This window comes from Microbacterium sp. ISL-103, assembly GCF_018613995.1.
Lineage (GTDB): Bacteria > Actinomycetota > Actinomycetes > Actinomycetales > Microbacteriaceae > Microbacterium.
In genome coordinates, this window is record NZ_JAGGPD010000367.1 from 1 (window position 1) to 5,035 (window position 5,035).

Sequence of the window (5,035 nt, forward strand, 5' to 3'; positions counted from 1 at the left end):
AGCGCCACTACGACGGCCTCGTCGATGCGTCTCGCGCGAAGAACGACTACTTCCGTCTGCTCGCGCGCGACCCCGAGGTGCTCAGGGCGCGGACGCTCGTCGACAAGGACATCTTCTACAACACGGCCGAGGGGCTCCCTCGGGCCGACCGCGAGCTGTCGGCCACCGCGGCCTCGCGCCGCAACGGCTGCGTCTTCTGCGCATCGGTGCACTCGCGGTTCGCGGCTCACCACAGCAAGCGGGTCGACGACGTCGACCGGCTGCTCGACGAGGGCGTGGGCGCCGATCTCGGCGACCGGTGGAACGCCGTGGTCGCAGCCTCCGTCGCGCTGACCGACACGCCCAACGCCTTCGGCGCCGACGAGGTGGAGCAGCTGCGCGCGGCGGGACTCGACGACCTCGAGATCGCCGACGTCATCCACGGTGCCGCGTTCTTCAACTGGGCCAACCGCCTGATGCTGTCGATCGGCAGGCCCGTCGCGCCCGCCCAGCCGTGAGGCCTACGGGATCAGGATGATCTTGCCCGAGGCGGCGCCGGATTCCATGAGCTCATGGGCCTGCGCCGCTTCGGCGAGCGGCAGCTCGGGGCCGAGCTCGATCGTGAAGTCGCCCGACGCCAGCAGCTCGACTGTCGCGCCGAGCGCCTCTGCCCGCCATGCGAGCTCCTGCTCGGTGAGCGGCACGGGTGATCCGCCCGAGAACGCACGGATGCCGAACGACGCCGCATCCGGTCCTCGGACGATCGTCGCGATGCGGTCTCTGTCGGCGACGAGCTCGAGCGACACCTCGATGGCCTCATCGGTGCCGGCGCAGTCGAGGGCGACGGTCACCCCATCGGGTGCGGCCTCGCGCACGCGCTCGAGCAGACCGTCACCGTAGGCGACGGGGGTGGCGCCGAGATCGCGCAGCTGGTCGTGGCGTGCGGGGCTGGCCGTCGCGACGACGGTGGCCCCCCAGGCGACGGCGAACTGCACGGCGGCCTGACCGACCGAGCCCGAGCCGCCGTGCACGAGCAGCACATCGCCGCCCGAGAGGCCGAGCGAGCGCAGAGCCTGATAGGCGGTGCCCGCGGGGATGCCGATGCCGGCGCCCTCCGCCGCGGTCACCGAATCGGGAAGCGCGACGAGCTTCTCGATCGGCACGGCCAACAGGGTCGAGTAGGTTCCCACGGTGTCGCGGATCGCCACCCGATCACCCACCGCGAAGCCGTCGACGTCGTCGCCGAGCGAGTCGATCACGCCGGCGCCGTCGAACCCGACGGCGCGCGGCTCGGTGATCGGAGGGGAGGGGCGCTTGGCGCTGCGCAGCTTGGCGTCGATCGGATTGGCCCCTGCCGCGTCGATGCGCACCACGGCCTCGCCGCTGAGCGCGATCGGGTCGGGAACCTCGATCAGGTGCAGCACATCAGGAGAACCGAACTCTGTGTAGACGATCGCGCGAGCCATGCCCACAGGCTACCCCCGCGCGGCGAGCACCTTCATGATCCGCTGCGCAGAGACGGGCTGTGCGGTGCCGAGACGCTGCGCGAACACGCTCACGCGGTACTCCTCGAGCAGCCAGCGCGCCTCGACGAGTGCGGGGGTCGCACCCGAGGCGAGCGGGATGCTGCCTCCGGCATCCTCGAACGCCTTCGCCATGCGCTCGTACTCGCTCATCCGGGTGCGGTCCTTGCCCGGTTCGTTCGCCAGCGTCCTGAGCCGTTCGAGCATCCCGTCGAGGTACCGGGGGAAGTGCGCGAGCCGGTCGACTCCGGCTGCCGACACGAAACCGGGGTGCACCAGGCCTGCGAGCTGCGTGCGAATGTCGTTCAGGGGACCGAGCAGCGCCAGGGAGTTCTGCGACCTGATGCCGCGCTCGACGTCGCGGGTCTTGGTGAGGATGCGCGCGACGAGAGAGACGCACGCGAAGAGCTGGTCGACGAGCGAGGCCGAGACCGCGTCGCGCACCCGCTCGAACTCGGCCTGGGTGCGCACGATGCCGCCGGGTGCCATGCGGTCGATCCCGTTCTGCACGACCGCGGCCCTGCAGTCCTCGATGAGCGCTGCAGCCGACTGATACGGCGAGGCCGCGAGCGCCAGCTTCTCCTGGCTGGTGAGGTGCTGCTGCACGTACGACGACGGCGAGGGCACGCCGAGCAGCACGAGGCGCAGCACGCCGGCGCGGGTGGCGGTGGTGGCGGCCTCGGCTGTGGCCTCCACGCGCACCGAGGCGGTCTTGCCCTGATCGATGACCGCCGGATACCCGCGCACCACCCCTCCGGCGACCCGGGTGTCGAGCACGTCGGGCAGATCTCCGAAGGTCCAGCCGGTGAGGCCGTCCTTCTCGATCGACGCGGGGCCCGCTGCGGGCTGCGGGCCGTTCGCGGGGCCGGGGCGGCGCGGCGGTGCGGCGATCGATCGGGCGACACTGCTGCGGGCGCGGTCGGCCAGCTGCATCTGCAGCGCGCTCAGATCGCGGTCAGATCCGGCGATGCGGCCCCGCTCGTCGACGGCGCGGAAGTTCATGCGCAGGTGCGCGGGCACGCGATCGTCCTCGAAGTCGGCGGCCGACACGAGCTGATTCGCGAGCGGCTGGATGAGGCGCGCGAGCGCCTCCTTGAGCGTGCGGTTCGGGCGGCCGCCGTGCGATTCCGGGCCGTCTGCGGCGAGTTCGGCGCCGAACTTGTCGGCCCAGTCGGCAGCGGGCACGACATGACGCCGGATCGCCTTGGGGAGTGCGCGCAGCAGACCCGTGACGAGTTCGGCCCGCAGCCCCGGCACCTGCCAGTCGAACCCCGTGTCCTCGATCTGCGCCAGAAGGGGCAGCGGGATCACGACGCTGACGCCGTCGTCTGCGGCTCCCGGCTCGAACCGGTAGGCGAGGCCGAGCACCTGGTCGCCCTGCGTCCACCTCGTGGGGAACTCGCTCTGATCGGCTCTGCCCTCGTCGTCGAGCAGGTCGGCCTCGCGCATCACGAGCAGCTTCGGGGTCGCCGCCAGCGCCTCTCGCCACCACTTCTCGAACGAGCGCACGTCGAAGACGTCCGTCGGGATCCGCTCGTCGTAGAAGCGGAAGACGGCCTCGTCGCCGGCGAGGATGTCGCGTCGCCGCTCGCGTTCCTCGAGCTTCTCGAGGCGCTTGCGCAGTTCGGCGTTGCTTCGCCAGAACGCGCTGACCCGCTTGTCGATGCGCGTCGGGTCCCACTCGCCCTCGACCAGGGCATGCCGCACGAACATCTCGCGGGACGCCGCCCTGTCGATGCGGGCGAACTGCACGCGGCGGCGGGGGATGATCTCGACCCCGAACAGCGTCACCTTCTCGTAGGCGACCGCGGCGCCGGCGTCCTTCGACCAGTGCGGCTCGGTGACCTGGCGCTTGGCGAGGTCACCCGCGAGCGCTTCCGCCCATGCCGGATCGATCGCGGCGACCGTGCGGGCATAGGTGCGCGAGGTCTCGACGATCTCGGCGGCCATGACCGCCTGCGGAGCCTTCTTGCGCAGTGCCGATCCGGGGAAGATCGAGAAGCGGATGCCACGCGCGCCGCGGTACTCCGCCATCCGCTTCTTCTTGGGGTCCAGGCCCTTGCCGGTGTTGCGCTCGTCGAGGATGCCGATCTGCGACAGGAGGCCCGCGAGCAGCGCGCGGTGGATCGCATCGGGGTCGGCGGTCGCGGATCGCGAGGAGTCCTTCTCTCTCACCAGCGACCGCAGCTGACGGTGCACGTCGAACCACTCGCGCACCCTGACGTAGTTGAGATGCTCCGAGCGGCACAGGCGACGGAAGGCGCTCGAGCCGAGTTCGCGCTGCTGCTCTCTGAGGTGGTTCCAGAGGTTCAGGATCGACAGGAAGTCGCTCGTCGGGTCGGCGAAGCGCGCGTGCATGCGGTCGGCCTCGTCGCGCACGCTCTGCGGTGCCTCCTGAGACGGGCGCTCGCGCACATCCTGGATCGACATCCCCGCGACGATCGCGAGCACGTCGCGTGTGACGTCGGCTGCGCCGGGGCGTCCTGCTTCGATCAGCATGCGGGCGAAACGGGGGTCGATGGGGATTCGCGAGATGTCGCGGCCGATGCGGGTGAGGCGCGGTGTGTCGCCGCTGCCCGTGACGGCGCCGAGCTCGGTGAGCAGGTCGACCGCCGCCTTGACGCCCCGGGAGTCGGGCGGGGTGAGGAAGGGAAACGCGGTGATGTCGCCGAAGCCGAGCGACAGCATCTGCAGGATGACCGAGGCGAGCGACGTCCGCAGGATCTCGGGTTCGGTGAACTCCGCTCTCTTGTCGAAGTCCTCCTCGCTGTAGAGGCGGATCGCGATGCCGTCGCTGGTGCGGCCGGCGCGGCCGGAACGCTGGTTCGCCGAGGCCTGCGAGATCGCCTCGATCGGTAGCCGCTGCACCTTCGAGCGGTTGCTGTAGCGCGAGATGCGCGCGGTGCCGGTGTCGATCACGTAGCGGATGCCCGGCACGGTGAGGCTCGTCTCGGCGACGTTCGTGGCGAGCACGACGCGGCGGCGCACCCCGGCCACGCGGCTCTTCTCGAACACCCGATGCTGCTCCGCAGCCGACAGCCGCCCATACAGCGGCAGCACCTCGGTGGGGGAGCGGTCCTTCGAATACGCGCCGCGCACGGCATCCGCCGCATCCCTGATCTCGGCTTCGCCGGGGAGGAAGACCAGCACGTCGCCCGGGTCCTCGCGGTCGAGTTCGCGCAGGGCGGCGACGATCTCCGTCACCTCGTCGGACTCCTCGGTCTCCTCCGTCTGCGCCCGATAGCGGATCTCGACGGGGAAGGTGCGCCCCGACACCTCGATGACCGGCGCGGGCTGGCCCTGCGCGGTGGCGAAGTGCCGGGCGAAGCTCTCGGGATCGATCGTCGCCGAGGTGATGATCACCTTGAGGTCGGGACGCTCGGGAAGGATCCGCACCAGGTAGCCGAGCAGGAAGTCGACGTTGAGAGAGCGCTCGTGCGCCTCGTCGATGATGATCGTGTCGTAGCGGCGCAGCAGTCGGTCGCGATGGATCTCGTTGAGCAGGATGCCGTCGGTCATGAGCGCGATGCGCG

The 5,035-nt window shown here is 70.7% G+C and carries 3 protein-coding genes; 1 reads left to right on the plus strand and 2 read right to left on the minus strand.

Features of this window, described 5'->3' with window-relative positions:
• A partial coding sequence (locus J7E68_RS13455; protein WP_215173375.1) for an alkylhydroperoxidase domain protein occupies positions 1-497 on the plus strand: 497 nt, incomplete at its 5' end.
• Between the two features lie 3 nt (positions 498-500).
• Here the strand turns inward: J7E68_RS13455 and J7E68_RS13460 are convergent.
• Together J7E68_RS13460 and hrpA are read right to left on the minus strand one after the other, a co-directional pair.
• Positions 501-1,445 (minus strand): NADP-dependent oxidoreductase, encoded by a 945-nt coding sequence (locus J7E68_RS13460; RefSeq protein WP_215173377.1) that lies wholly within the window; start codon positions 1,443-1,445, stop codon positions 501-503.
• Positions 1,446-1,454: 9 nt separating this feature from the next.
• The coding region (hrpA, locus tag J7E68_RS13465; RefSeq protein WP_215173379.1) for an ATP-dependent RNA helicase HrpA at positions 1,455-5,035 on the minus strand (3,581 nt) is incomplete at its 5' end.